This window comes from Actinoplanes sp. NPDC048967, assembly GCF_040649415.1.
In the GTDB taxonomy this organism is placed as follows: domain Bacteria; phylum Actinomycetota; class Actinomycetes; order Mycobacteriales; family Micromonosporaceae; genus Actinoplanes.
In genome coordinates this window covers 302,780-326,789 of record NZ_JBEZFL010000002.1, presented here as the reverse complement: position 1 = coordinate 326,789, position 24,010 = coordinate 302,780, and the positions used below count along the sequence as shown (strand labels likewise).

The following is a 24,010-nucleotide window of genomic DNA, read 5'->3' as shown; positions in this document are numbered from 1 at the left end:
TACGGCCGCGGGTAATACTTCAGGTGACAACCCCCTCGATTGCACGGGAGCGGACGAGCCGATGGGCAGCATCGTCGCGGAGAACCGTAAGAGTTTGATGCTTTTCTCCGGCCGGGGCTTCCCGGAGCTGGCGGAGGAGATCGGGCAGGTGCTCGGCGTCGCGCCGACCCGTTCCGACTCGTACGAGTTCGCCAACGGGGAGATCTTCGTCCGGTTCAAGGACTCGGTGCGCGGCTCGGACGCGTTCGTGGTGCAGTCGATGACCGAGGGCATCAACACCTGGGTCATGGAAACGCTGATCATGGTCGACGCGTTGAAGCGTGGCTCGGCCAAGCGGATCACGGTCGTGCTGCCGTTCTATCCGTATTCGCGGCAGGACAAGAAGCACCGCGGCCGGGAGCCGATCTCCGCGCGGCTGATCGCCGACCTGCTGAAGACCGCGGGGGCCAACCGGATCCTGACCGTGGATCTGCACACCGCGCAGATCCAGGGCTTCTTCGACGGTCCGGTGGACCACCTGTTCGCGATGGACATCCTCGCCGAGCACATCATCAAGAAGTTCGAGGGCCGGCCGATGACGGTCGTGGCGCCGGACTCGGGCCGGGTGCGGGTGGCCGAGCGGTGGACGGACCGGCTGGGCGGCTGCCCGCTGGCGTTCATCCACAAGACGCGGGACCCGTTGAAGCCGAACCAGGTGGTGGCCAACCGGGTGGTCGGTGAGGTCGAGGGCCGGGTGTGCCTGATCGTCGACGACATGATCGACACCGGTGGCACGATCACCAAGGCCGCGGACATCCTGTTCGACTCGGGGGCCGCCGATGTGATCGTGGCCTCGACGCACGCGTTGCTGTCGGATCCGGCGACCGAGCGGCTGAAGAACAGCCAGATCAGTGAGCTCGTGGTGACCAATACGCTGCCGTTGCCGGCCGAGAAGCAGCTCGACAAGATCACCGTGTTGTCGATCGCGCCGCTGCTGGCCCGGGCGATCCGCGAGGTCTTCGATGACGGCTCCGTCACCACTTTGTTCGGCGGGTTGAGCTGACGGCTCGGCCGGCCGGCGTCCGGTTTGTGGCAGGAAGTGGCTTGCTCGGCGATGCAAGGTGCATTCGTGCGGGTGAAATTTCCGCAGGGAGAGTGATCCGGCGGGACCCGCCGGTCTGCCCGTAGCAGCGGCAGGTAAGCTGGTGCGGTTGCCACGGCGAGGGTGCCACGCGGTCTGCTGCAGTTTGCAGAGTTCGCTTGAGGCACCGTGATCGACGCGGTGCTCCGGGCCTGTGCCCGTGCGCCCCTTCGCCGAGCGCCGATTGCCCGCAGCCCGCCGACTTCTCACGCCGCCCGTTCCAACGTTTTCAGGAGTATCCCCGTGTCCGAGGTAAAGATCAGCGCCGAGCCCCGTACCGAGTTCGGCAAGGGTGGTGCCCGCCGCACGCGCCGGGCCGGCCTGGTGCCCGCCGTGCTGTACGGACACGGCGAAGCCCCCGTCCACATCGCGCTTCCCGCCCGTGAGTTCGCCGCCGCGATCCGCCACGGTGGCCTCAACCAGGTGTTCACGATCGACGTCGTCGGTGGCACGGGCGCGACGCTGGCCCTGCCGAAGGCGATCCAGCGTGACCCGATCAAGGAGACGTACGAGCACGTCGACCTGATCATCGTCAAGCGTGGCGAGAAGGTCCAGGTCGACGTCCCGGTGACGCTGGTCGGCGAGGCCGCCCGCAACACGCTGGTCGTCAACGAGTCCAACACCCTGGCGGTCACCGCCGAGGCGATGCACCTGCCCAGCGGTTTCGAGGTCTCGATCGAGGGCCTGGAGGCCGGTTCGCAGGTCACCGCGGGCGACGTGACGCTGCCCGAGGGCACCGAGCTGGCCGTCGACGCGGACTTCGTGCTGGCGATGGTGACCGCGGCGCAGACCGCCGAGCAGCTCGAGGGTGACTCCGCCGACGCCGGTGAGGCCGCGGCCGCCGCCGAGTCCGAGGGGTCCACCGAGGAAGCCGCTTCCTGAGCCAGCACCACCCGAGAACCGCGATCTGCAGGGAAAGTGCCGTCGGCACTTTCCCTGTTGTCGTAAGGAGAGCGTGATGACCGAGGACGCACCCTGGCTGGTGGTCGGCCTGGGCAATCCCGGCCGGGAGTACGCGGGCAACCGGCACAACGTCGGTTTCATGGTGGCCGACCTGCTGGCCTCGCGGGTGGGCGGCAAGTTCGGCCGGCCCAAGCGGGCGGTGGCCGAGGTGGCGGAGGGCCGGCTGGGTTTCGGCGGCCCGAAGCTGATCCTGGTCAAGCCGTTGACCTTCATGAATCTGTCGGGGGCGCCGGTGGTGGCGCTGGCCCAGTTCTTCAAGGTGCCGGTGGACAACATCGTGGCCGTGCACGACGAGCTGGACGTGCCGTACGGGCAGGTGCGGGTGAAGCGCGGTGGCGGTGAGGGTGGTCACAACGGGCTGCGTTCGATGTCGAAGTCGTTGGGCAGCAAGGAGTACGCCCGGGTCCGGTTCGGCATCGGCCGGCCGCCGGGACGCCAGGATCCCGCGGACTACGTGCTGTCGGATTTCGCCGGTGCGGAGCGCAAGGAGCTGGAGTTCCTGGTCGATCGGGCGGCCGACGTGGTGGAGGCCGTGGTGCTCGAGGGTGTGGAGTGGACGCAGAACAAATACCACGGAAGCTGAAGGGATACGGCCAGAACGGACAGATCGATTAGGCTGTTTTGTCCGTCTATCGGTCCCGTGACGCCTCCCCCGGTTAGCGCGTTGGTCACGTAGCGCACCCAAACGGTGTGCGGACACCACGCGGTACGGGGGAGGTTCGGGTGCGGCAGGAACTCTCCGAGAGCCACGAGGCGACATTGGGTGAGCCGACGGTGGTACTACCGACGGTGCAGCGCCGCGACGTGGTCCCGTCGGAGCCGCCGGAGCACCACGGTCCGGCCAACCATCCGCCCGGCAACCACGGCCCCCGTCCGCACCGGCCGTCGCCGTACCGGGCCCGCAACAGCAAGATCCCGTCGCCGGCCCGATCGACCGGTGACGACGCCGGCGAGGACGTGCTCGACAACGCGCCGCCGCTGGCCGGAGCCGGTGGCCGGGTTCCCGCCGGCCGGGCCCGCAACCGGGCCGTCGAGCGGCACTGGTCGGCCGAGCCGAACCGTTCGGCCGCCGCCCGCCCCGCGACCCGGCCGTTCGTGCGGGTCCGGGGGCGGCACGCGGCGATGTCGCGGCGCCAGCGCTGGGAACGGCAGTACGTGCGTGCCCTGGTCCTGTGTGACCTGCTGGCCGGCATCGCGGCGGGCGCCGTGACCTTCGGGCTGCGCTTCGGTGACGAGGTGACCACCTACAACCGGTCGTACCTGTGGTTGTCGGCGTTGCTGCCGCTGGCCCTGCTGGCGGTGCTGGTGGTGAGCCGGGCGTACGAGCGCCGCTTCCTGTTCGTCGGCACGGACGAGTACCAGCGGGTGTTCCGGGGCGGGGTCGGCCTGATCGCGGGTGTGGCCGTCGTGTCGTACGCGCTCGATCTCGATCTGGCCCGGTCCTACGTCCTGGCCGCGCTGCCCACCGCGATGGTCTCCGCCGTGGTCCTGCGCTTCGCCCTGCGCAAGCGGCTGCACATCGCCCGGTCGCGCGGCGAGCGGCTGCGCCGGGTAATCGTGGTCGGCCACGAGCTGTCGGTCATCGGCATCACCCGGCAGCTGCGCCGGGAGCGGTACCACGGGCTGGAGGTGGTCGGCGCGTGCCTGCCGCCGGACCACGACGGGGTCATCGACCTGCCGGTCTTCGGCACGTTCGACGACGTCGCGACCGCGGTCGACGCCGCCGACGCGGACACCGTGGTGGTGCTGAGCTGCCCGGAGCTGGACGGGGCGGCGCTGCGCCGGCTGGCCTGGCGCCTGGAGCGCGACGAGGTCGACCTGGTGGTGGCGAGCGCGCTCATCGACGTGGCCGGGGCGCGCACCACGATCCGGCCGTTCGACGGGCTGCCGATGCTGCACGTCGAGCACCCGCGGCTGCACGGCGGCGCGCGGATCGTGAAGGACCTCGTGGACCGGGTCGGGGCACTGGCCCTGCTCATTCTCTTCGGTCCGGTGCTGCTGGCCGTCGCACTCTGCGTCCGGGTGACCTCACGCGGCCCGGTACTCTTTCGTCAGGTGCGGGTCGGGCGTGACGGGTCCGAGTTCCGCATCTTCAAGTTCCGCAGCATGTACGTCGACGCCGAGGCCCGGCTGGCCGAGCTCCGGCATCTCAACGAGCACGACGGTGTGCTCTTCAAAATGCGCGACGACCCGCGCGTGACCCCGGTCGGCCGGTGGTTGCGGAGGCTGTCCCTGGACGAGCTGCCGCAGCTGCTGAACGTGATCGCCGGGCAGATGTCGCTGGTCGGGCCGCGACCGCCGCTGCCGTCCGAGGTTGCCGTCTACGCCGACGACGTGCGCCGCCGTCTTGCCGTCAAGCCCGGCATGACGGGCCTATGGCAGGTTTCCGGACGATCGGACCTGTCGTGGGAGGAGACGGTACGGCTGGACCTTCGCTATGTGGAGAACTGGTCTCTCAGCTTGGACCTGGTGATCCTTTTGCGCACCATGACGGCCGTGGTCCGGTCGTCAGGGGCCTACTGAACGGACAGGGAGCGGTTGGATGAGCGAGCAGACAGGGACGTCGGCGCGCATAGCCGGTCAGCGGGAGCCCGCCGGTGACGGTGGCACGCCGCCGGTCATCGACGCCGCGTTCGCGCGCTGGCTGGCCGACCGGGCCGGCCAGGTGCTGCTCCAGGTCCGCGAGGAAGTCGGGTACGCGGACGGCAAGCTGCTCAAGGCCGCCGGTGACAAGGCCGCGCACGATCTGTTGCGGGCCGAGCTCGCCCGGTGGCGCCCGGCGGATGCGGTGCTCTCGGAGGAGGACGACCACTCGCGCGTGGCGTGGGCGGACGACCGGCACGACGCCGTGCGCCCGGACCGCCTGGACGCCTCCCGGGTCTGGATCATCGACCCGCTGGACGGCACCCGCGAGTTCTCCGAGGAGGGCCGCACCGACTGGGCCGTGCACGTGGCGCTCTGGACCGCCGACTGCTCCAGCCCCAGCTGCCTGTCCGCCGGTGCTGTGGCGATGCCGGCCCGGCACCGTACGCTCGCCACCGATCAGCCGCCCGCGTACCCGCCGCTGCCGCTGGCCGCCGCGACCGGGGGACCGATCCGGATCGCCGCCAGCCGCACCCGCCCGCCGGCGTTCGTCACCGCCCTGGCCGAGGACATCGGCGCCGAGCTGGTCCCGATGGGATCGGCCGGGGTCAAGATCGCCGCGGTGATCAACGGGGACGCCGACGCCTACGTGCACGCCGGCGGCCAGTACGAGTGGGACAGTGCCGCCCCGGTGGCTGTGGCGTCGGCCACTGGACTGCATGCTTCCCGTATCGACGGAACTGCGCTGAAATACAACCAGGCCGATCCGAAGTTGCCGGATCTGGTGGTCTGTCGCAAGGACCTTGCGCCCCGTCTGCTCGCAGCGTTGCAGCGACACCTCCCATAATCCCTCCCGGATGAATTCGGCCGACACCGGAAAGGTCTGGAACCCATGAGCCAGACGAAGCCCTATCGCGTCTCGCATCTCGACGCTCTCGAGGCCGAGAGCATCTTCGTCATGCGTGAGGTCATGGCCGAGTTCGAGCGGCCCGTGCTGCTCTTCTCCGGCGGCAAGGACTCGATCGTGATGCTGCGCCTCGCGGAGAAGGCGTTCGCGCCGGCGCGCATCCCGTTCCCGGTCATGCACGTCGACACCGGTCACAACTTCCCCGAGGTGCTGGAGTACCGCGACACCCGGGTCGCCGAGCTGGGTCTCAACCTGGTGATCGCCAGCGTGCAGGAGGCCATCGACTCCGGCCTGGTGCGCGAGCTGCCGGACGGCACCCGTAACCGGATCCAGACCCCGGTGCTGCTGGCCGCGGTCGAGAAGTACCGCTTCGACGCGCTCTTCGGCGGCGCCCGCCGCGACGAGGAGAAGGCCCGGGCCAAGGAGCGGATGTTCAGCTTCCGCGACGAGTTCGGCCAGTGGGACCCGAAGAACCAGCGCCCCGAGCTGTGGTCGCTCTACAACGGCCGGCACCACCCGGGCGAGTCGATCCGGGTGTTCCCGCTGTCCAACTGGACCGAGCTGGACGTCTGGCACTACATCGCCAAGGAGCGCATCGCGCTGCCGAGCATCTACTACGCCCACGACCGTGAGGTCGTCGAGCGCGCGGGGATGTTCTACGCGGTCAACGAGTTCATCGTGCCCCGGGACGGCGAGACGGTCGAGACCCGCCGGGTGCGCTACCGCACCGTCGGCGACGCGTCGCAGACCGCCGCCGTGCTGTCCGAGGCCGACACGGTCGACAAGGTCATCGACGAGGTCGCGGCGACCCGGATCACCGAACGCGGTGCCACCCGGGGCGACGACAAGGTCAGCGAGGCCGCGATGGAAGACCGCAAGCGGGAAGGCTACTTCTGATGAGTCAGGCAGTTCTGGAGCCCGACGAGGCGACGGCCCGTCCGATGGACCTGCTGCGGTTCGCCACCGCGGGCAGCGTGGACGACGGCAAGTCGACGCTGATCGGCCGGCTGCTCTACGACACCAAGACCATCTTCGCCGACCAGCTCGAGGCGGTCGAGGCGGTCAGCGCCGCACGCGGTGACGAATACACCAACCTGGCGTTGCTCACCGACGGCCTGCGGGCCGAGCGGGAGCAGGGCATCACCATCGACGTGGCGTACCGCTACTTCGCGACGCCGCGGCGCAAGTTCATCATCGCCGACACCCCCGGGCACATCCAGTACACCCGGAACATGGTCACCGGCGCCTCGACGGCCGACCTGGCGCTGATCCTGGTGGACGCGCGCAAGGGCCTGGTCGAGCAGTCCCGCCGGCACGCGTTCCTGACCAGCCTGTTGCGGGTGCCGCACCTGGTGCTCTGCGTCAACAAGATGGACCTGGTCGACTGGGACCGCGGTGTCTACGAGAAGATCGCCGACGAATTCACCTCGTTCGCGGCCAAGCTCGACGCGCCCGACCTGACGGTCATCCCGATCTCGGCGCTGGACGGCGACAACATCGCCTCCCGCTCGGAGAAGAGCCCCTGGTACGAGGGCCCGTCGCTGCTGCACCACCTGGAGCACGTGCACATCGCCTCGGACCGCAACCTGGTCGACGTGCGGTTCCCGGTGCAGTACGTGATCCGTCCGCAGTCCAAGGACATCACCGACTACCGCGGGTACGCCGGCCAGGTCGCCTCGGGCGTGCTCAAGCCGGGCGACGAGGTGATGGTGCTGCCGTCGGGCATGACCAGCACGATCGCCGCCATCGACACCGCGGACGGCCCGGTCGACGAGGCGTTCCCGCCGATGTCGGTGACGGTCCGGCTGACCGACGAGATCGACATCTCCCGGGGCGACATGATCTGCCGGCCGCACAACGCGCCGGCGGTCGCCCAGGACGTCGAGGCGATGATCTGCTGGATGGACGAGACGGCCCCGCTACGGGTCGGCGCGAAATACACGATCAAGCACACCACCCGTACGGCCCGTACGGTGGTCCGTGGCCTGCAGTACCGCCTCGACGTGAACACGTTGCACCGCGACGAGAACGCGCCGCAGCTGGGCCTCAACGAGATCGGCCGGGTCAAGCTGCGCACCACGGTGCCGCTGCTCGCCGACGAGTACCGCCGTAACCGCACCACCGGTGGCTTCATCCTGATCGACGAGACGACCAACCGTACGGTGGGCGCCGGCATGATCATCGAGGCCCAGTAGGGCAGACGGCGGACGCCCCGGCCCGCGCCAGGAAAGGGCGGGACGGGGCGGTTTGCATCGTTGTATAGTCCGGGCGCAGCCGGGCGACGAGAGTGGGCGAGGCCGGTGCCTCCGGGTCTGAAGGACGTGGCCGCACAAGCAGGCGTGTCGATCAAGACCGTCTCCAATGTGGTCAACGGCTACGTGCACGTCGCCCCGGAGACCCGCGCCCGGGTGCAGCAGGCGATCGACGCCCTGGGCTACAAGCCGAACATGGCGGCCCGGCAGTTGCGCAGCGGCCGGTCCGGAGTGATCGCGCTGGCCGTGCCGGAGCTGCAGTCGCCGTACTTCGCCGAGCTGGCCGGGCGGATCGTGCACGCGGCGGAGCGCCGGTCCTGGACCGTGCTGATCGACCAGACCGACGGGCACGCCGAGCGGGAGCGCAACCTGGTCGCCGGGCTGCGCCGGCACGCGATCGACGGCCTGATCTTCAGCCCGCTGGCCCTGGCCGGTGAGGAGCTGGCGCGCGGCGGCGACGAGACCCCGATGGTGCTGCTCGGTGAGCGCGTGTCGCACGGCCCGGCCGACCATGTCGCGATCGACAACACCGCCGCGGCGGCCGATGCGACGCGGCACCTGGCCGGGTCGGGGCGCCGGCGCATCGCGGCGATCGGGGCGCAGGACTTCCCGTCGGCGGTGACCGCGCAGCAGCGGCTCGCCGGCTACCGCGCGGCGCTGGAACAGGCTGGGCTGCCCACCGATCCGGCGCTGGTCGCCCAGGTGGAGAGCTTCCACCGCGCCGACGGGGCCGCCGCGATGGCCCGGCTGCTGGACGGCCCGCAGCCGCCCGACGCGGTGTTCTGCTTCAACGACCTGCTCGCCCTCGGGGCCATCCGCACGCTGCTGGAGCGGGGTTGCTCGGTGCCCGGCGACGTGGCGGTGATCGGCTTCGACGACATCGAGGACGGCCGGTTCAGCACGCCGACCCTGAGCACCATCGCCCCGGACCTCGGCCGGATCGCCGAACTCGCGGTGGACCTGCTCGCCGAGCGCCTCGGCGAGGGGGAGGCCGCCGCGGGTCCGCCGCGCGAGCTCAGGGTGAGCCACCGGCTGGTCGCCCGGGAAAGCACCGTAGGGCGAGACTCCCGCTAAGCACCACAAATCGCATCGTCCCAGGTAACGACCGGGTGTCGACCTCTTTACAACGTTGGTTCCAACGTTGTAAACAGTGTGAGGCGGCACACAGACCTGCGGACAGGAGCGCTACGTGGACAAGGCTCGGCTGACCCTCGACCCCGCCTTCGCCATCGGTGCGGTGGACCGGCGGCTCTTCGGCTCGTTCGTCGAGCACATGGGTCGCTGCGTCTACACCGGCATCTTCGAGCCCGGCCACCCGGCGGCGGACGCTGACGGGCTGCGCACCGACGTGCTCGAGCTGGTCCGCGAGCTGGGCGTCACGCTGGTGCGCTACCCGGGCGGCAACTTCGTCTCCAACTACCGCTGGGAGGACGGCGTCGGCCCGGTCGGCGACCGGCCGCGGCGCCTCGACCTGGCCTGGCGGTCGCTGGAGAGCAACGCGTTCGGGCTCAACGAGTTCATGCGCTGGGCCGAGCTGGCCGGGGTCGAGCCGATGATGGCGGTCAACCTGGGCACCCGCGGCATCGTCGAGGCCGCCGAGCTGGTCGAGTACTGCAACCTGCCGGACGGCACCGCGGCCGCCGACCTGCGCCGCAAGCACGGCGTGGCCCGCCCGCACGACATCCGGCTCTGGTGCCTGGGCAACGAGATGGACGGGCCCTGGCAGATCGGCCACCTGACCGCGCTGGAGTACGGCCGGCTCGCCGCCCGGGCCGGGCACGCCATGAAGCGGGTCGACCCCACCATCCAGCTCGTGGCCGCCGGCAGCTCCAAGGCGGACATGCCGACCTTCGCCGCGTGGGAAGCCACCGTGCTGGAGCAGACGTACGACCACGTCGACTACCTGTCCCTGCACAGCTACTACGACCCGGAGAGCCAGGACGAGGCCAGCTTCCGGGCCGCCGCTGTCAATCTCGACGGTTTCATCGACGACATCGTCGCCACCGCCGATCACGTACGGGCCAAGCTGCGCCGGCAGAAGCGGATCAACCTGGCCCTCGACGAGTGGAACGTCTGGTACCAGTCCCGCTTCACCGAGCCGGAGGACCGGCCGATCGAGGACACCCCGGCGCTCATCGAGGACGACTACACCGTCACCGACGCGATGGTCGTGGGCAACCTGCTGATCAGCATGCTGCGCCACGCCGACCGGGTCACCGTCGGCGCGCAGGCCCAACTGGTCAACATCATCGCGCCGATCCGGACCACACCGGGCGGCCCCGCCTGGCGGCAGACCATCTACCACCCGTTCGCCCAGACCGCCCGGCTCGCCCACGGCACCGTGCTGCGGGCGGGCGTGCAGTCACCGACCATGTCCACCGGCCGCTACGGCGAGGTGCCGGTGGTGGACGCGGTCGCCACCCTCGACGAGCGCTCCGGCCGGCTCGCCGTCTTCGCCGTCAACCGCGGCACCGAAGCTGTCCCGCTGGACATCGACCTGCGGGCTTTTCCCGGACTGCGCCCGGGACAGTGGATCCGGCTCGCCGAGGACGACCCGTCCATCGGCAACACGGCCGCTGCTCCTGATCGCGTCCGTCCCCGTACCGAAGAAATGCCTGCCCTCGACGGTGGCCGCGCCACCGTCCTGCTTCCCCCTGTCTCCTGGCACGCCCTGAGCTTCACCCCCGAGGAGAAACCGTGAAACCACATCTCACCCGCCGCGGCCTGCTCGGGCTCGGCGTAGGCGCCGGCGGCGCCGTCCTGCTCGGCGCCTGCGGTGACGACGGCCCCAATCCCGTCGTCGGCGGTGGTGGCGAGAACGCCCAGCCCGCGGCCACCAACTACACCGGTCCCAACGTCGCGCTGACCTTCTGGAACGGCTTCACCGGCGGTGACGGCCCGGTGATGAAGTCGCTGGTGGAGAAGTTCAACAGCGCGAACCCCAACATCAAGGTCACGATGAACGTGTACGAGTGGGCCGACTACTACCAGAAGGTGCCGGCCGCCGTGTCCACCGGCAACGGCCCGGACCTGGGCATCATGCACGTCGACCAGGTCGCCACCAACGCCGCCCGGGGCGTGGTCCTGCCGCTGGACGACCTGGCCAAGTCCCTGCAGCTGACCGAGAGCGACTTCTCGCCACCGGTGTGGCAGGCCGGGGTCTACAACGGCAAGCGCTACGCCATCCCGCTGGACGTGCACCCGCTCGGCATGTTCTGGAACAAGAAGGTCCTGCGGGCCGCCGGGCTGGACCCGGAGAAGCCGCCGACCACCAACGAGGAGTACATGGCGGCCCTGGACAAACTCAAGTCCAAGGGCGTCCAGGGGCACTGGGCGACTCCGTTCCCGTTCACCGGCACGCTCCAGTTCGAGGCGCTGACCTGGCAGTTCGGCGGCCAGCTGTTCGACGAGAAGGCGACCAAGCCGCTGTTCGCCGAGCAGCCCGGCGTGCAGGCGCTGACCTGGCTCACCGACCTGGTCAAGAACGGCTACAGCCCGAAGAACGTGGCCCAGGACGCCGACCTGATCGCCCTGCAGAACGGCAAGGCCGCGTTCAACTGGAACGGCATCTGGACGATCAACACGCTGCGCGGGGTCAAGGGCATGGAGTGGGGCGTCTCGGCGCTGCCGCAGATCGGCACCCAGCCCGCCGCGTGGGCCGGCTCGCACCAGTTCGTGCAGTTCAAGCAGCGCACCCAGGACGCCAACAAGCTGCAGGCGGGCAAGGTCTTCATCAACTTCATCAGCCAGCAGTCGCTGGAGTGGGCCAAGGGCGGTCAGGTGCCGGCCCGCAAGGAGATCCGCGACAGCGCCGACTTCGCGGCGCTCAAGGAGCAGGCGGCGATCGGCACCCAGATCGACAACCTGCACTTCCCGCCGTCGGTGCCGGGCATCCCGGACGCCCTGGCCACCGTGGACACCGCGGTCAACGAGGCGATCCTGCTGCGCAAGGAGCCCGGCAAGGCGCTGGCCGACGCGGCCGCCAAGGCCAACCAGATCCTCGAGCAGAACCGCAAGAAGTACGGCGGCTGACCACCATGGTGGACGTGCTGGAGACGGCCACCACCTCGACCTCGGCGCCCGCGACCCGGGCGCCGAGGCGGGGGTCGGGCGTCACCCCATACCTGTACCTGCTGCCCTACGCGTTGCTGTTCACGACCTTCACGCTCGTGCCGGCCGGCTACGGGCTCTGGATCAGCCTGCACGAATGGGACTACCTGCTGCCCGGCAAGCCCTTCGTGGGGCTGGACAACTACCAGGCGCTGTTCGACAGCGCGTCGCCGGTGTTCGACTTCTTCTGGCAGAGCATGCAGGCCACCGCGATCTTCACGGTGTTCAGCGTGCCGCTGCTGGTCACCGTGCCGCTGGCCATCGCGCTGCTGCTGAACCGCTCGTTCAAGGGCCGCACCTTCTTCCGGGCGGTGTACTTCGCGCCGTACGTGCTGGGTGTGGCGGTCATCGGCGTGCTGTGGCGCTTCCTGCTCGACCCGAACCTGGGCGCGATCAACGCCATGCTGGGAGCCGTCGGCCTGCCCGATGACACCGCCTGGACCACCGGCCTGCCCTGGGCGTGGATCTCCCTGGTCGGCGTGACCGTCTGGTGGACGCTGGGCTTCAACGCCGTCATCTATCTGGCCGGCCTGCAGGACATCCCGCGCGAGCTCTACGACGCGGCCAAGGTGGACGGGGCCGGCCGCTGGGCCGAGTTCCGCCACGTGACGCTGCCCGGGCTGCGGCCGGTGCTGCTGTTCATCGTCATCAACACGATCCTGGCCTCCAGCAACATGTTCGGCCAGGCGTACCTGATCACCCAGGGCGCGCCGGGGGTCGAGACCCGCACGGCGATCATGTACATCGCCGAGGAGGGCCTGCGCAGCTACCGGATGGGCAGCGCGGCCGCGATGAGCTACCTGCTGACCCTGGGCCTGCTGCTGGTCAGCATGATCACTTTCCGCCTGTTCCGGGAGAAGGACTGAGCATGGGCCGAATCCGCGGTATCGCCTGGTACTCCCTGCTGGGCCTGCTCAGCCTGGTCTTCATCGCCCCGATCGTGTGGATGCTGACCACCTCGTTCAAGAGCGCCGACGAGGCGACCCGGGTGCCGCCCACGGTCCTGCCGGCGGACCCGACGACCAGCGCGTACGACACGTTGTTCACCGGTGACTCGCAGACGCCCGTGCTGCGCTGGTTCCTCAACAGCCTGCTCGCCGCGAGCGGACAGGCGCTGCTGGTGCTCGTGGTCGCGTCGATGGCCGCCTACGCGCTGGCCCGGATGGAGTTCCGCGGCAAGAAGATCGTCTTCGCGCTGATCATCGCGACCCTGTTCGTGCCGATCTTCACGCTGATCATCCCCAACTTCCTGATCATCGACCGGCTGGGCTGGCTGGACAGCCTCTGGGCGCTGATCGTGCCCGGCGCGGCCAGCGCCTTCGGGGTCTTCTTCCTGCGGCAGTTCTTCCTCGGACTGCCCCGGGAGCTGGAGGAGGCCGCGCTGCTGGAGGGGGCCAACTCGTGGCAGATCTTCACCAAGGTGATCCTGCCGCTGTCCAAACCGGCCCTGGCCACCCTGGCCGTGATCAGCTTCCTGACCAATTGGAACGACTTCATCTGGCCGGTCTACACGCTGTTCAGCCCGGAGAACTTCACGCTGCCGCCCGGGCTGGGCACGCTGCAGGGCGCGTACAACATCAACTATCCGGTGATCATGGCCGGCGCCGCGCTGGCCAGCATCCCGGCGCTGATCCTGTTCATGGTCAGCCAGCGCTACATCATCGAGGGTGTCTCCCGGTCCGGCCTGAAGGGCTGATCTCATGCGACGGTGCACGGCCGCGCTCGCCGCGGCGATTCTGCTGCTCACTCCCGCTGCGGCGCAGGCCGCGCCGCAGCGGCCGACCTACACCAACCCGGTCTCCGCGTCCTTCGCGGACACGTTCGCCGACCCGATGGTCGTGCGGGGCGACGACGGTTTCTGGTACGCGTACGGCACCACCGACCCGCTGCGCGAGGGCGAGAAGGTCTTCCACCGGATCCCGACCGCGCGCTCGACCGACCTGGTGTCGTGGACGTACGTGGGCGACGCGTTCGCCGAGGGTCAGCGTCCGGCGTTCGCGGCCGAGAACGCCGCCTTCTGGGCTCCCGACGTCCGCCGCATCGGCAGTAAGTGGGTCATGTACGTCACCGTCACCGAAACCACGGGCGGCCCGGGCCGGTCGGCGATCGGAGCGGCCACCGCACCGACCCCGACCGGCCCCTGGACCTTCGTGGACGAGCCGGTCGTCGCACCCCGGCCCAGCGGCGACGGCGGCTGGCTGTGGACCTTCGACCCGGCCCGGCTCACCACCCCGGACGGCCGCGGCTACCTCTACTACGGCAGCTACTTCGGCGGCATCTGGGTCAGCGAGCTGTCCGCGGACGGCCTGCACATCACCGGTACGGCGACCCGCGTCGCGATCGACAACAAGTTCGAGGGCGCGTACGTCGTCCGCCGCGACGGCTGGTACTACCTGTTCGCCTCCTCGGCCAACTGCTGCGCCGGCCCGACCACGGGCTACTCGGTGTCGGTGGGACGCTCCCGTGACCCGCGCGGTCCGTTCACCGACCGCGACGGCCTGCGGCTGGACGTGTCCCGGGCCGGCGGCACCCCGGTCGTCGCCCCCAACGGCAACAAGTGGGTCGGCACCGGCCACAACGGGCTGATCACCGACCTGGCCGGCCAGGACTGGCTCGCGTACCACGCCATCGACCGGGCCGACCCGTACCTGGACGAGCCGTTCGGGATCAACGAGCGGCCGATGCTGCTGGACCGCCTGGACTGGATCGGCGGCTGGCCGACCGTGCGGGCCGGCGAGTGGGCGTCCGAGCGGCCGGTCGCCACGCCGGTCACCCGCACGCCGTTGCAGGACGACTTCGACACCCTGTCCCCTCGGCAGTGGCGGGTGGCCGACGGCAAGTGGGCGGCAGTCGACGGCCGGCTCCGCGGATCCGGCACGCTGCTCGCCCGGGCGCCGCAGCGCGGAGACCTGCGCGCGGAGGCCGACGTCCGCGGCCCCGCCGGCCTGATGATCGGATCCACCGCGGTCCGGGTCTCGGGCAACGCCCTGGTCGTCGGCGCGCGCCGGACCGCGCTGCCGGCCGGCTTCGACGCGACGGCCTGGCACCACCTGGCCGTGGACGTCCGCGACGGCCGGATCACCGCCACACTCGACGACACCACGGTGGCGACCGGGCGGACCGGCGGGCGAACCGTCGTCGGTGTCACGGCCACCGCCACTGCAGAGGTGGACAACGTCAGCGTGGGCCCGCCGGCCGAACCGGTCCGCCGGGCGGCCGCCGTGCCGGAACCCGGGCGGGCACTGACCGCGTACTCCGACGAGTTCACCGGCTCGGCGCTGAGCCCGGCCTGGACGTTCGTGCGGCCCGACCCGGCGGCGACCGTCACCGGCGGCGCGCTGCGCTGGCCGGTGCAGAACGCCGACCTCACCGGCACCTCGAACAACGCGGGCGTGCTGCTGCGCGACGCACCGGACGGCAGCTGGATCGCCGAGACCAAACTGAGCCTGGACCTGGGCGAGGACTCGGTGCGCAACTACCAGCAGGCCGGGCTCATCGCGTACGCCGGGGACGACGAGTTCGCGCGGCTGTCCGCGGTGGCCATCTGGAACACCCGGCAGGTCGAGTTCGGCCACGAGATCCCGTACGCGGGCACCACCTCGTACGGCGGCACCATCGCCGGCACCCCCGGCCTGACCACCACCTGGCTGCGGCTGGCGCACCACGTCGACAACGTCAACGGGGAGCACGAGTACCGGGCCGGGGTCAGCCGGGACGGCCGTACCTGGACCTGGGGCGGCGTGTGGACCCTGCCCGCGGACTCGCAACCGCGGATCGGGCTGATCGCCCACGGCGGCGCCCAGCCGGCCGTCACCGCGTCCTTCGACTACCTGCGGTTCCGCCGGTGGTGAAACGCCTGATCAGCATCCTGTCCATCGGAATGCTCGCCGCCGGATGCGGCGGCACGAAGGAGCCGACCGTGGCCCAGCCCACCTTCACCAACCCGGTGTACCTGGAGAACTTCCCGGATCCGGGCGCGATCCTGGCCGACGGCACCTGGTACGCCTACGGCACCAACAACACCAGCCAGAACGTACCGGTGATGACCTCGCCGGACCTGGTCATCTGGACCCCGGCCGGGGAGGCGCTGCCCGAGGTGGGCAAGTGGGCCGAGCGCGGCAACACGTGGGCGCCCGAGGTCATCGCCGCGGACGGTGGTTACCTGCTGTATTACACGGCCCGGTCCACGGCGGCGAACCTGCAATGCATCGGCGTCGCCCGGGCCGGGTCCCCGCTGGGTCCGTTCGTCGACGACGCGACCGAGCCGCTGATCTGCCAGGCCGGCGAGGGTGGCTCGATCGACGCCAGCCCGTACGCCGACGCCGACGGCGCTCTCTGGCTGCACTGGAAGAACGACGGCAACCACATCGGGGAGCCGACCCACCTCTACGGCAGCCGGCTGAGCCCGGACGGCCGGTCGCTGGTGGGCGCGCCGGTCCGGCTGCTGACCAACGACGCCGGCTGGGAGGACCACGTCATCGAGGCGCCGCAGCTGGTCCGCCACGACGGCAAGCTGTTCCTGTTCTACTCGGCGAACGCCTTCGACAAAGACGTCTACGCCGTCGGTTACGCCGAGTGCGACAGCCCGCTCGGGCCGTGCCGCAAAGCGGCGGAGAATCCGATCCTGCGCTCGACACCGGCCGCGGCCGGGCCCGGGCACAGCTTTCTGGTCACCACGCCGGCCGGGGAGACCTGGCTGCTCTACCACGCGTGGCCGCCGGAGGCGATCGGCAGCGTCGCCCCGGGCCGCCAGCTCTGGCTGGACCGGGTCGACTGGGTGGACGGCCGCCCGGTCGTGCGCGGCCCCAACGCCCAGCCCCAGCCCTGGCCCAGGTGAAACGGCACCGGGCGGGCTCCGGAGCCCGCCCGGTGATCTGCCGTCAGTCCTTCGCGTCGTCGCGCTGGGTCGCGTTCTCGATGCCGTCGGAGAGGGCTTTGGTGAGGTCGTCGGACGGCACCGCGACCCGCTCGGCGTCGACCCGGTCGGCCGGGTCCCGCTCGGACTCGGGCTGCGGCGCGGTGGCGCCCCCGGCGAAGCCGAACTCGTTCGGCTGGTTCGGTTCGGATTGCGCAGTCATGACCGGATCCATACCCGCTGCGCGACCGCTGACACCCCCGCGGGTCAGGGCAGGCGGGCAGCCCCCGGGCCGGGAACGGCCGACCAGGTGGTCGGTGCGGTGAAGTCGTGCTCCGCGTACGCGCGTTCGACCGCCGCCGTGGTCTCGTCCGCCCGGTCCGCTTCGATCAGGGCCAGCACGCAGCCGCCGAAGCCGCCGCCGGTCATCCGGGCCCCGTACGCGCCCGCCGCCAGCGCCGCCTCGACCGCGACGTCGACCTGGGCCACCGTGATCTCGAAGTCGTCGCGCATCGAGGCGTGCGACGCCGTCATCAGCGGGCCGATCTCGCGGATCCGGCCGGACCGCAGCAGTTCCACCGTGTCGAGGACCCGCTGGTTCTCGGTGACGATGTGGCGTACCCGGCGGCGGGTCACGTCGTCGTCGAGCCGGGCCAGCGCCGCGTCGAGGCCGTCGAGGGTGACGTCACGCAGGGCCGGGACGCCGAGGATGCGGGCGGCCTCCTCGCAGGACTTGCGGCGGGCGCCGTACTCGCCGTCGACGTGCTGGTGCGGGGCGTTGCTGTTGATGATCAGGATGGCCCGGCCGTCGGCCGCCAGGTCGAACGGGATCTGCTCGACCGCCAGCGACCGGCAGTCCAGGAACAGCGCCCGGCCCTCGGTGCAGCGGATCGAGGCCGACTGGTCCATGATCCCGGTCGGCGCCCCGACGTAGAGGTTCTCCGCGCGCTGGGCCAGCGCCGGCCGCTCGGCCACCGGGAGATTCAGCCCGCCCAGCTCGACCAGGGCGGTCAGCGTGGCCGACTCCAGGGCGGCGGACGACGAGACCCCGGCGCCCACGGGCACGTCCGAGGCGAACGCGATCCGGGCCGGCGGCACCTCGAAGCCGGCCTCCTGCAAGGCCCAGACGATGCCGGCCACATAACCGGCCCAGCCCTCGACGTCGCCGGGCTGCGTGGCGCCGAACGAGACCGAGCCCTCGGTGAAGGTCGAGCACACCGTCCAGTCCGGGCCCTCGGCCGGGGACGCCGCCGCGACCACGTGCTGCGGCAAGGCGAAGGGGAGCACGAAGCCGTCGTTGTAGTCGGTGTGCTCGCCGATGAGGTTGACCCGGCCGGGCGCCGCCCAGAGTCCGGTGGGCTCGGCGCCGTAGGCGTCGCGGAAGGCCTGCGCCGCGGAGGATGCAACAGTCATGTCCATGATCAGATCACGCGACGTGGCTGCGGTAGAACGCCCACGCGTCGCCGATCATGTCGGTCAGCGTGTCCTTCTCCGGCACCCAGCCGAGCTCGTCGCGGGCCCGCTGCGACGAGGCGACCAGGCTGGCCGGGTCACCGTCGCGGCGCGGCGCGACCTCGACCGGCAGCTCGGCCCCGGTGACCTCGCGAGCCACCTCGGCGACCTGACGGTTGGAGAAGCCGTTGCCGTTGCCCAGGTTGTAGATCCTGTGCTCGCCCGGGGTGGCCGCGCCGAGCGCGAGCAGGTGGGCCCGGGCCAGGTCCTCCACGTGGATGTAGTCGCGCACGCAGGTGCCGTCGGCGGTCGGGTAGTCGTCGCCGAAGAGCTGGAGCTTCTCCCGCCGGCCCGCGGCCACCTGCAGGGCGATCGGGATGAGGTGGGTCTCCGGGTCGTGCCGCTCGCCGATGGCGGTGCCGTCGGGGCGGATCAGCGCGCCGGCCACGTTGAAATAGCGCAGCGAGACCGCGGCCAGCCGGTGCGCGAACGTCTCGGAGGTCAGCGCGAGGTCGAAGGCCAGCTTGGTCGCGCCGTACGTGCTGGTCGGGGCCTTGACCGCGGACTCGGTGATGGGCAGCTCGGTGGGGTTGCCGTAGACCGCGGCGGTGGAGGAGAAGACGATGCGCGGCACCCCGGCGCTGCGTACGGCGTCCAGCAGCGCCAGCGAGCGGACCAGGTTGTGGTCCCAGTACAGCTCGGGCTTGACCATCGACTCGCCCGCGGCGATCAGGCCCGCGAAGTGCACCACCGCGTCGAAGCCGGCCTGCGGGGTCAGCACGCTGCCGGCCTCGGCGATGTCGGCCTGTACGAAGGTGGCGTCGGGCGCGACCGCCTCCCGGAAACCGGTGCTGAGGTTGTCCAGGACGGTGACCTCGTGACCGGCGTCGAGCAGCAGCCGGCTGGTGACGCTGCCGATATATCCGGCCCCTCCCGTGACGAGCAGTTTCACGTCGTGACCTTTCGTAGCGGATGCTGGACGGACGCGCTGACTTCAGAATAGCTTTCCACCAAGAACGATCATAAGTCAACACGTTCAAACATCAGACTATCCGGTGCCGGGCGTTTGACGGAAAGCCCCGCGAAGCTGACACAATGGCGCTCATGTCCGACGCCGACCACCGTCCCCGGGTGCTCTCCGGCATCCAGCCGACCGCCGATTCCTTCCACCTCGGCAACTACCTCGGCGCGGTCCGCAACTGGGTGTCCATGCAGGAGACCGCCGACGCCTTCTACTGCGTCGTGGACCTGCACGCGATCACCATGGGGCACGACCCGGTGGCCCTGCGCAACCGCACCCGTCTGTCGGTCGCGCAGCTGCTCGCCCTGGGTCTGGACCCGGAGCGCTGCACCCTCTTCGTGCAGTCGCACGTCCCCGAGCACGCGCAGCTCGCCTGGGTGCTGAGCTGCATCACCGGCTTCGGCGAGGCCGGCCGGATGGTCCAGTTCAAGGACAAGTCGGCCAAGCAGGGCTCGGACACCACCAGTGTCGGGCTGTTCACCTACCCGATCCTGCAGGCCGCGGACATCCTGCTCTATCAGGCCGACGCCGTGCCGGTGGGCGAGGACCAGCGCCAGCACCTCGAGCTCACCCGCGACCTGGCCCAGCGGTTCAACACCCGGTTCGGCCCGACCTTCACCGTGCCGGCGGCGTACATCGTGCGCGACACCGCCAAGATCACCGACCTGCAGGACCCGACCTCGAAGATGTCGAAGTCCGCGTCGTCGCCCAACGGCATCCTCGAGCTGCTCGAAGAGCCCGCCCGGTCGGCCAAGAAGATCAAGTCGGCGGTCACCGACACCGGCCGCGAGATCCTCTACGACGAGGAGAACAAGCCCGGCATCAGCAACCTGCTGACCATGTACGCGGCGCTGACCCAGCGGACCATAGACGAACTGCTCGAGGAGTACGACGGCCGCGGCTACGGCGACCTCAAGAAGGACCTGGCCGAGGTCTTCGTCGAGTTCGTCAAGCCGGTCCAGGAGCGCACCCGCACCTACCTGGAGGACCCGGGCTACCTCGACAAGGTCCTCGCGGTCGGCGCCGACAAGGCCCGGGCGGTCTCCGCGGTCACGCTGGCCAACGCCTACCAGCACCTCGGTTTCCTCAGCCCGGCGCGCGAGGTCTGACCCGCGTGGCCGAGGGCACGACGCGCATCGGCGTCGCGATCGACATCCCCGAGCCGTGGGGCTCGGAGCTGACCCGCCGCCGGGGCGCGGCGGGCGATCCGCAGGCGGCGTACACGCCGGCGCACGTCACTCTGCTCGGCCCGACCGAGATCCGCACCGACGCGTTGCCCGACGTCGAGAAGCACCTCGAGGCGGTCGCCGCGGCCCAGCAGCCGTTCACCATCCACCTGCGCGGCACCGGCACGTTCCGGCCGGTCACCGAGGTGGTCTTCGTGACCCTCGCGGTCGGCATCAGCGAGTGCGAGCTGCTGGCCGCCGCGATCACCGCGTCCGAGGCGATCAACCGGGACACCCGGTTCCCGTACCACCCGCACGTGACGGTCGCCCAGGACGTGCCGGGCGATGCGCTGGACGCGGTCTTCGAGGATCTGGCCGGCTTCTCGGCGCGCTTCGACGTCGGCGGTTTCACGCTCTTCTCGCACGGCGGCGAGGGCCCGTGGCAGCGCCGGCGCGACTACCCGCTCGGCGGCCTGCGTTAACCAGCCCGGCCCGCCGGAGGACCCGCCCGGGCCTGCGCGGACAGACCCCGCCGCATTGGGTACGGTCGGCGGCGTGAACGCCATCGACCGGGCGTACGCCGCGGTCGAGACCCGGATCATGGCCCTGCGGCACCGCTCGCGGTACTTCGACCACCTGTGCCGTGCCCTGCTGCGCTACGACGAGGTGCTGGGTGGCCGGCTCGCCGCGGCGATCGCCTACTACGGCTTCTTCGCGGTCTTCGCCCTGGCGCTGATCGGCTACTCGGTCTTCGGCTTCCTGATCAAGTCCAACAGTGCGCTGTTCCAGGTCGTGCAGGAGTTCCTCGGGGAGAATCTGCCGTTCCTGGACGTCGAGGCGATCCTGGCCAGCGGCAAGACCGTCGGCATCGTCGGCATCGTCGGCCTGGTGTTCACCGGCATCGGCTGGGTGGAGGCGATCCGTTCGTCGCAGCGGCTGATCTGGCGGCTCAACGAGCAGCCCGGCTACATCGGCGTGCGCCAGGTCGTCGACCTGCTCGTGATGATCGGGATCCTGCTGCTGCTCGCCATCTCGGTGTTCGCCGTCTACGGCCTGGAATCGCTGCTGGAGTGGCTGGCCGGCGGGCACGTGTCCTTCCTGCGGGCGATGGTCAGCCTCCTCCTCACGCTGGGCATCAACATGCTGCTGGCGGCGGCCCTGCTGGCCGCCGTACCGCGGCTGCGGATGACCGCGCGCCGGATGGCCCCGCCGGTGCTGCAGGTCGGCATCGGCATCACCCTGCTCAACACGGTGGGCCGCTCGCTGCTCGGCCTGGTCGAGCGCAACCCCGCGTACGGTCTGGTCGCCAGCGCCGTGGGCGTGCTGGTCTACCTGTACGTCTTCAACCAGTTGCTGCTGTTCGGCGCGGCCTGGGCGGCGACCAGCCCGCACGGCCGCGTGGTGGACCTGTCAGCTGACGATAAAACTGCTCCGGTGGGGCAAAATACCTGGATTCGGCACCACCGCCCGGAATGATGAGCGGGTGGGGACCCTCGTGACGCTGCACCTGCCGCCTGACTCGCCGGTGGCGGACCTGCCCTGGATCATCACCATCGGCGCGCTGGACGACGACGAGGAATGGGAGCCGCTGGTCTGCGGGCCGTACGAACGGCCGCACGCCCTCGCGCTGGCTCAGGCCGTGGTGGCCGACGAGGACCTGATGGCGGTCGTGGAACCGCTGCTGCCGCTGGCCGACGCCGACGCGATCCGCGCCGAGATCGAGCTGGCCCGTTCCGGCCAGGACATCGACACCACCGCGACCGAGCTGGACGGCGAGGGGCCGCTGCGCACGACGCCGGGCCGGCCGCCGTCCGAGGCCGAGGTCCGCGCCGGCTTCGCCCGCATCGCCGCGAAGCTCACCGCGGGCGGCTGACCGGGAGCCCCGCGGCCGGGCGGGCATACTCGTGTCGTGGTGCTCTCGCGACGGTGGTCGGCGTTCCTGGTCCTGGTCGGTGTCTGGACGTGGCTCATCTGGCCCCGGTTCGGCCTGGCGATCTACCGCGACGACCGGTCGTTCGCCGACGGCAGCCCGACGTCGTTCCTCTGGGTGCACGCCCTGCTGATCGCCGCGTCTCTCGTGATCGGCACGACGGTCGGCGTGCTGGGTGTCCGGGCCTGGCGCGCGGCGGCCCCCGCACCGCGACGCGCCGAAGAAAACGTGGCCGTGGGTCCGGTGCCGCCGAAAGATTAACGGCGGGTTACTCGGGCAACCGGGCATTTCCCGCCCCAGTCTTGCTAAAGCGGCGTTCAGGAGCCCGGCCGGTCGCGGCCAGATAACGGTGCGCCAACAGTCCGGTCCGAATTCCTGACGCCGCCGTGGCCTGCGGCTACGCTCCCGACCTGAGACGCACCGCGAAGTGCCGGTGCGCTGTGGAAGGAGGGCGTCTTGCGCCCAGTACGTGGGAAGCGAATCGTTGCGATTCTCGCGGCGGGTGGGCTCTCGCTCGCCGCCGCTGCCTGTGGCGACGCCCCGGACGAGACCCCGAGTGGGGGCGCGAGCAGCGCCGCCGCGGCATATAAGGCGTGCATGGTCACCGACACCGGTGGCATCGACGACCGCTCGTTCAACGCCTCGGCGTGGGCCGGCATGCAGGCCGCCAAGGAGGCGCAGAGCGGTGTCGACCCGAAGTACGTGGCATCGACGGCCGAGGCCGACTACGAGCCCAACCTGCGGCAGTTCGTCACGCAGAAGTGCAACTTCATCCTCGCGGTCGGCGGCCTGATGGGCGGCGCCACCGAGAAGGTGGCCAAGGAGAGCCCGACCCAGCAGTTCGGCATCGTGGACAGCAGCATCGCGGGCGCGACCAACGTCTTCCCGATGCAGTTCGCCACCGAGCAGGCGGCCTTCCTGGCCGGCTACCTCGCCGCGGGCTACTCCAAGTCCGGCAAGGTGGCCACCTACGGCGGCCTGAAGATCCCGCCGGTCACCGTCTTCATGGACGGCTTCGCCGACGGTGTCGCGCAGTACAACAAGGCCAAGGGCAAGAACGTCGCCGTACTCGGCTGGGACAAGGCCAAGCAGAACGGCACCTTCGCCGAGAACTTCGGTGACCAGAACAAGGGCAAGTCGATCACCAACACGTTCGTCGCCCAGGGCGCCGACGTGGTCATGCCGGTGGCCGGTGGCACCGGCCTGGGCACCGCCGAGGTCGCCAAGGCGTCCGGCGGCAAGGTGTCGGTCATCTGGGTCGACCAGGACGGCTGCAAGAGCGCCGAGCAGTACTGCGACGTCTTCCTGACCACCGTCGTCAAGAACATCACCGACGCGGTCGAGACGGCTGTCTCCGAGGGCGCTTCCGGCAAGCCGCTCGCGGCCACCCCGGGCTACCTGGGCACGCTGGAGAACAACGGTGTCTCCATCGCGCCGTACAACCAGTTCGACAGCAAGGTCGACGCCGGCCTCAAGTCCGAGGTCGACAAGCTCAAGGCGGACATCATCGCGGGTACGGTCAAGGTCGAGTCGGCCAACGCCCCCAAGTGATCCGTTTCCCGGGTCACCGGGTCACGAGCTAGCAATCCGGCCGCCGCGCGGTCGTGGGGTCCATCCCCGCGGCCTGCGCGGCGGCTCTGCTCAGGCTGCT

The 24,010-nt window shown here is 70.4% G+C and carries 23 protein-coding genes; 20 read left to right on the top strand and 3 right to left on the bottom strand.

What is annotated here, in order from left to right; all coding sequences use genetic code 11:
- The first annotated feature begins 61 nt into the window (after positions 1 to 61).
- The 14 genes from AB0C12_RS08185 (at position 62) to AB0C12_RS08120 (ending at position 16,772) form a co-directional block, all read left to right on the top strand.
- Positions 62 to 1,042, top strand: coding sequence for a ribose-phosphate diphosphokinase (locus AB0C12_RS08185; RefSeq protein ID WP_360545503.1), 981 nt, complete (start codon positions 62 to 64; stop codon positions 1,040 to 1,042).
- A gap of 321 nt (positions 1,043 to 1,363) precedes the next feature.
- The gene (locus AB0C12_RS08180) at positions 1,364 to 2,002 is read left to right on the top strand and encodes a 50S ribosomal protein L25/general stress protein Ctc (RefSeq protein WP_360545501.1); all 639 of its coding nucleotides are present in this window, start codon (positions 1,364 to 1,366) and stop codon (positions 2,000 to 2,002) included.
- Positions 2,003 to 2,078: 76 nt separating this feature from the next.
- A complete protein-coding gene (gene pth / locus AB0C12_RS08175; protein ID WP_360545498.1) occupies positions 2,079 to 2,666 on the top strand; it encodes an aminoacyl-tRNA hydrolase in 588 nt (195 codons plus the stop codon).
- Between the two features lie 140 nt (positions 2,667 to 2,806).
- Positions 2,807 to 4,606, top strand: a complete 1,800-nt coding sequence (locus AB0C12_RS08170; RefSeq protein WP_360545495.1) for an exopolysaccharide biosynthesis polyprenyl glycosylphosphotransferase — start codon at positions 2,807 to 2,809, stop codon at positions 4,604 to 4,606.
- A 19-nt stretch (positions 4,607 to 4,625) separates the two neighbouring features.
- Positions 4,626 to 5,513 (top strand): inositol monophosphatase family protein, encoded by an 888-nt coding sequence (locus AB0C12_RS08165; protein ID WP_360545493.1) that lies wholly within the window; start codon positions 4,626 to 4,628, stop codon positions 5,511 to 5,513.
- Between the two features lie 45 nt (positions 5,514 to 5,558).
- Positions 5,559 to 6,470, top strand: a complete 912-nt coding sequence (gene cysD / locus AB0C12_RS08160) for a sulfate adenylyltransferase subunit CysD (protein ID WP_360545491.1) — start codon at positions 5,559 to 5,561, stop codon at positions 6,468 to 6,470.
- On the top strand, positions 6,470 to 7,768 hold the full coding sequence (gene cysN / locus AB0C12_RS08155; protein WP_360545489.1) for a sulfate adenylyltransferase subunit CysN: 1,299 nt from the start codon (positions 6,470 to 6,472) through the stop codon (positions 7,766 to 7,768). The genes cysD and cysN overlap by 1 nt, the downstream gene beginning before the upstream one ends.
- A 105-nt stretch (positions 7,769 to 7,873) precedes the next feature.
- Positions 7,874 to 8,899: a LacI family DNA-binding transcriptional regulator gene (locus AB0C12_RS08150; RefSeq protein ID WP_360545487.1), complete on the top strand. Its 1,026-nt coding sequence runs from the start codon at positions 7,874 to 7,876 to the stop codon at positions 8,897 to 8,899.
- A gap of 115 nt (positions 8,900 to 9,014) precedes the next feature.
- The gene (locus AB0C12_RS08145; protein WP_360545485.1) at positions 9,015 to 10,526 is read left to right on the top strand and encodes an alpha-N-arabinofuranosidase; all 1,512 of its coding nucleotides are present in this window, start codon (positions 9,015 to 9,017) and stop codon (positions 10,524 to 10,526) included.
- Positions 10,523 to 11,857, top strand: coding sequence for an ABC transporter substrate-binding protein (locus tag AB0C12_RS08140; protein ID WP_360545483.1), 1,335 nt, complete (start codon positions 10,523 to 10,525; stop codon positions 11,855 to 11,857). Before AB0C12_RS08145 ends, AB0C12_RS08140 begins: the two co-directional genes overlap by 4 nt.
- 5 nt (positions 11,858 to 11,862) lie before the next feature.
- On the top strand, positions 11,863 to 12,801 hold the full coding sequence (locus tag AB0C12_RS08135; protein ID WP_360545481.1) for a sugar ABC transporter permease: 939 nt from the start codon (positions 11,863 to 11,865) through the stop codon (positions 12,799 to 12,801).
- Between the two features lie 2 nt (positions 12,802 to 12,803).
- Positions 12,804 to 13,631: a carbohydrate ABC transporter permease gene (locus tag AB0C12_RS08130; RefSeq protein ID WP_360545479.1), complete on the top strand. Its 828-nt coding sequence runs from the start codon at positions 12,804 to 12,806 to the stop codon at positions 13,629 to 13,631.
- A gap of 4 nt (positions 13,632 to 13,635) precedes the next feature.
- Complete coding sequence (locus tag AB0C12_RS08125; protein ID WP_360545477.1) at positions 13,636 to 15,786, top strand: family 43 glycosylhydrolase; 2,151 nt, start codon at positions 13,636 to 13,638, stop codon at positions 15,784 to 15,786.
- Positions 15,780 to 16,772, top strand: a complete 993-nt coding sequence (locus tag AB0C12_RS08120; protein ID WP_360545475.1) for a glycoside hydrolase family 43 protein — start codon at positions 15,780 to 15,782, stop codon at positions 16,770 to 16,772. The genes AB0C12_RS08125 and AB0C12_RS08120 overlap by 7 nt, the downstream gene beginning before the upstream one ends.
- 43 nt (positions 16,773 to 16,815) lie before the next feature.
- Here the strand turns inward: AB0C12_RS08120 and AB0C12_RS08115 are convergent, their stop codons facing one another.
- The 3 genes from AB0C12_RS08115 to galE are packed head-to-tail and all read right to left on the bottom strand — an operon-like array spanning position 16,816 to position 19,194.
- Entirely contained in the window at positions 16,816 to 17,013 is a 198-nt protein-coding gene (locus tag AB0C12_RS08115) for a hypothetical protein (RefSeq protein ID WP_360545473.1), read from the bottom strand.
- A 44-nt stretch (positions 17,014 to 17,057) separates the two neighbouring features.
- Positions 17,058 to 18,203 carry a galactokinase gene (galK, locus tag AB0C12_RS08110; protein WP_360545471.1) on the bottom strand — a complete coding sequence of 382 codons (1,146 nt, stop codon included), beginning with the start codon at positions 18,201 to 18,203 and terminating at the stop codon, positions 17,058 to 17,060.
- Positions 18,204 to 18,216: 13 nt separating this feature from the next.
- Entirely contained in the window at positions 18,217 to 19,194 is a 978-nt protein-coding gene (galE, locus tag AB0C12_RS08105) for a UDP-glucose 4-epimerase GalE (RefSeq protein WP_360545469.1), read from the bottom strand.
- A gap of 152 nt (positions 19,195 to 19,346) precedes the next feature.
- Here galE and trpS point away from each other — a divergent pair, with 152 nt between their 5' ends.
- The 6 genes from trpS (at position 19,347) to AB0C12_RS08075 (ending at position 23,910) form a co-directional block, all read left to right on the top strand.
- A complete protein-coding gene (gene trpS / locus AB0C12_RS08100; protein ID WP_360545467.1) occupies positions 19,347 to 20,372 on the top strand; it encodes a tryptophan--tRNA ligase in 1,026 nt (341 codons plus the stop codon).
- A gap of 5 nt (positions 20,373 to 20,377) precedes the next feature.
- Positions 20,378 to 20,911 (top strand): 2'-5' RNA ligase family protein, encoded by a 534-nt coding sequence (locus AB0C12_RS08095; RefSeq protein ID WP_360545465.1) that lies wholly within the window; start codon positions 20,378 to 20,380, stop codon positions 20,909 to 20,911.
- Positions 20,912 to 20,984: 73 nt separating this feature from the next.
- The gene (locus AB0C12_RS08090) at positions 20,985 to 21,905 is read left to right on the top strand and encodes a YihY/virulence factor BrkB family protein (protein WP_360545463.1); all 921 of its coding nucleotides are present in this window, start codon (positions 20,985 to 20,987) and stop codon (positions 21,903 to 21,905) included.
- A 7-nt stretch (positions 21,906 to 21,912) separates the two neighbouring features.
- Positions 21,913 to 22,302, top strand: a complete 390-nt coding sequence (locus AB0C12_RS08085) for a hypothetical protein (protein WP_360545461.1) — start codon at positions 21,913 to 21,915, stop codon at positions 22,300 to 22,302.
- Between the two features lie 36 nt (positions 22,303 to 22,338).
- Positions 22,339 to 22,620: a hypothetical protein gene (locus AB0C12_RS08080; protein ID WP_360545459.1), complete on the top strand. Its 282-nt coding sequence runs from the start codon at positions 22,339 to 22,341 to the stop codon at positions 22,618 to 22,620.
- Positions 22,621 to 22,815: 195 nt separating this feature from the next.
- On the top strand, positions 22,816 to 23,910 hold the full coding sequence (locus AB0C12_RS08075) for a BMP family ABC transporter substrate-binding protein (protein ID WP_360545458.1): 1,095 nt from the start codon (positions 22,816 to 22,818) through the stop codon (positions 23,908 to 23,910).
- Positions 23,911 to 24,010: the final 100 nt, after the last annotated feature.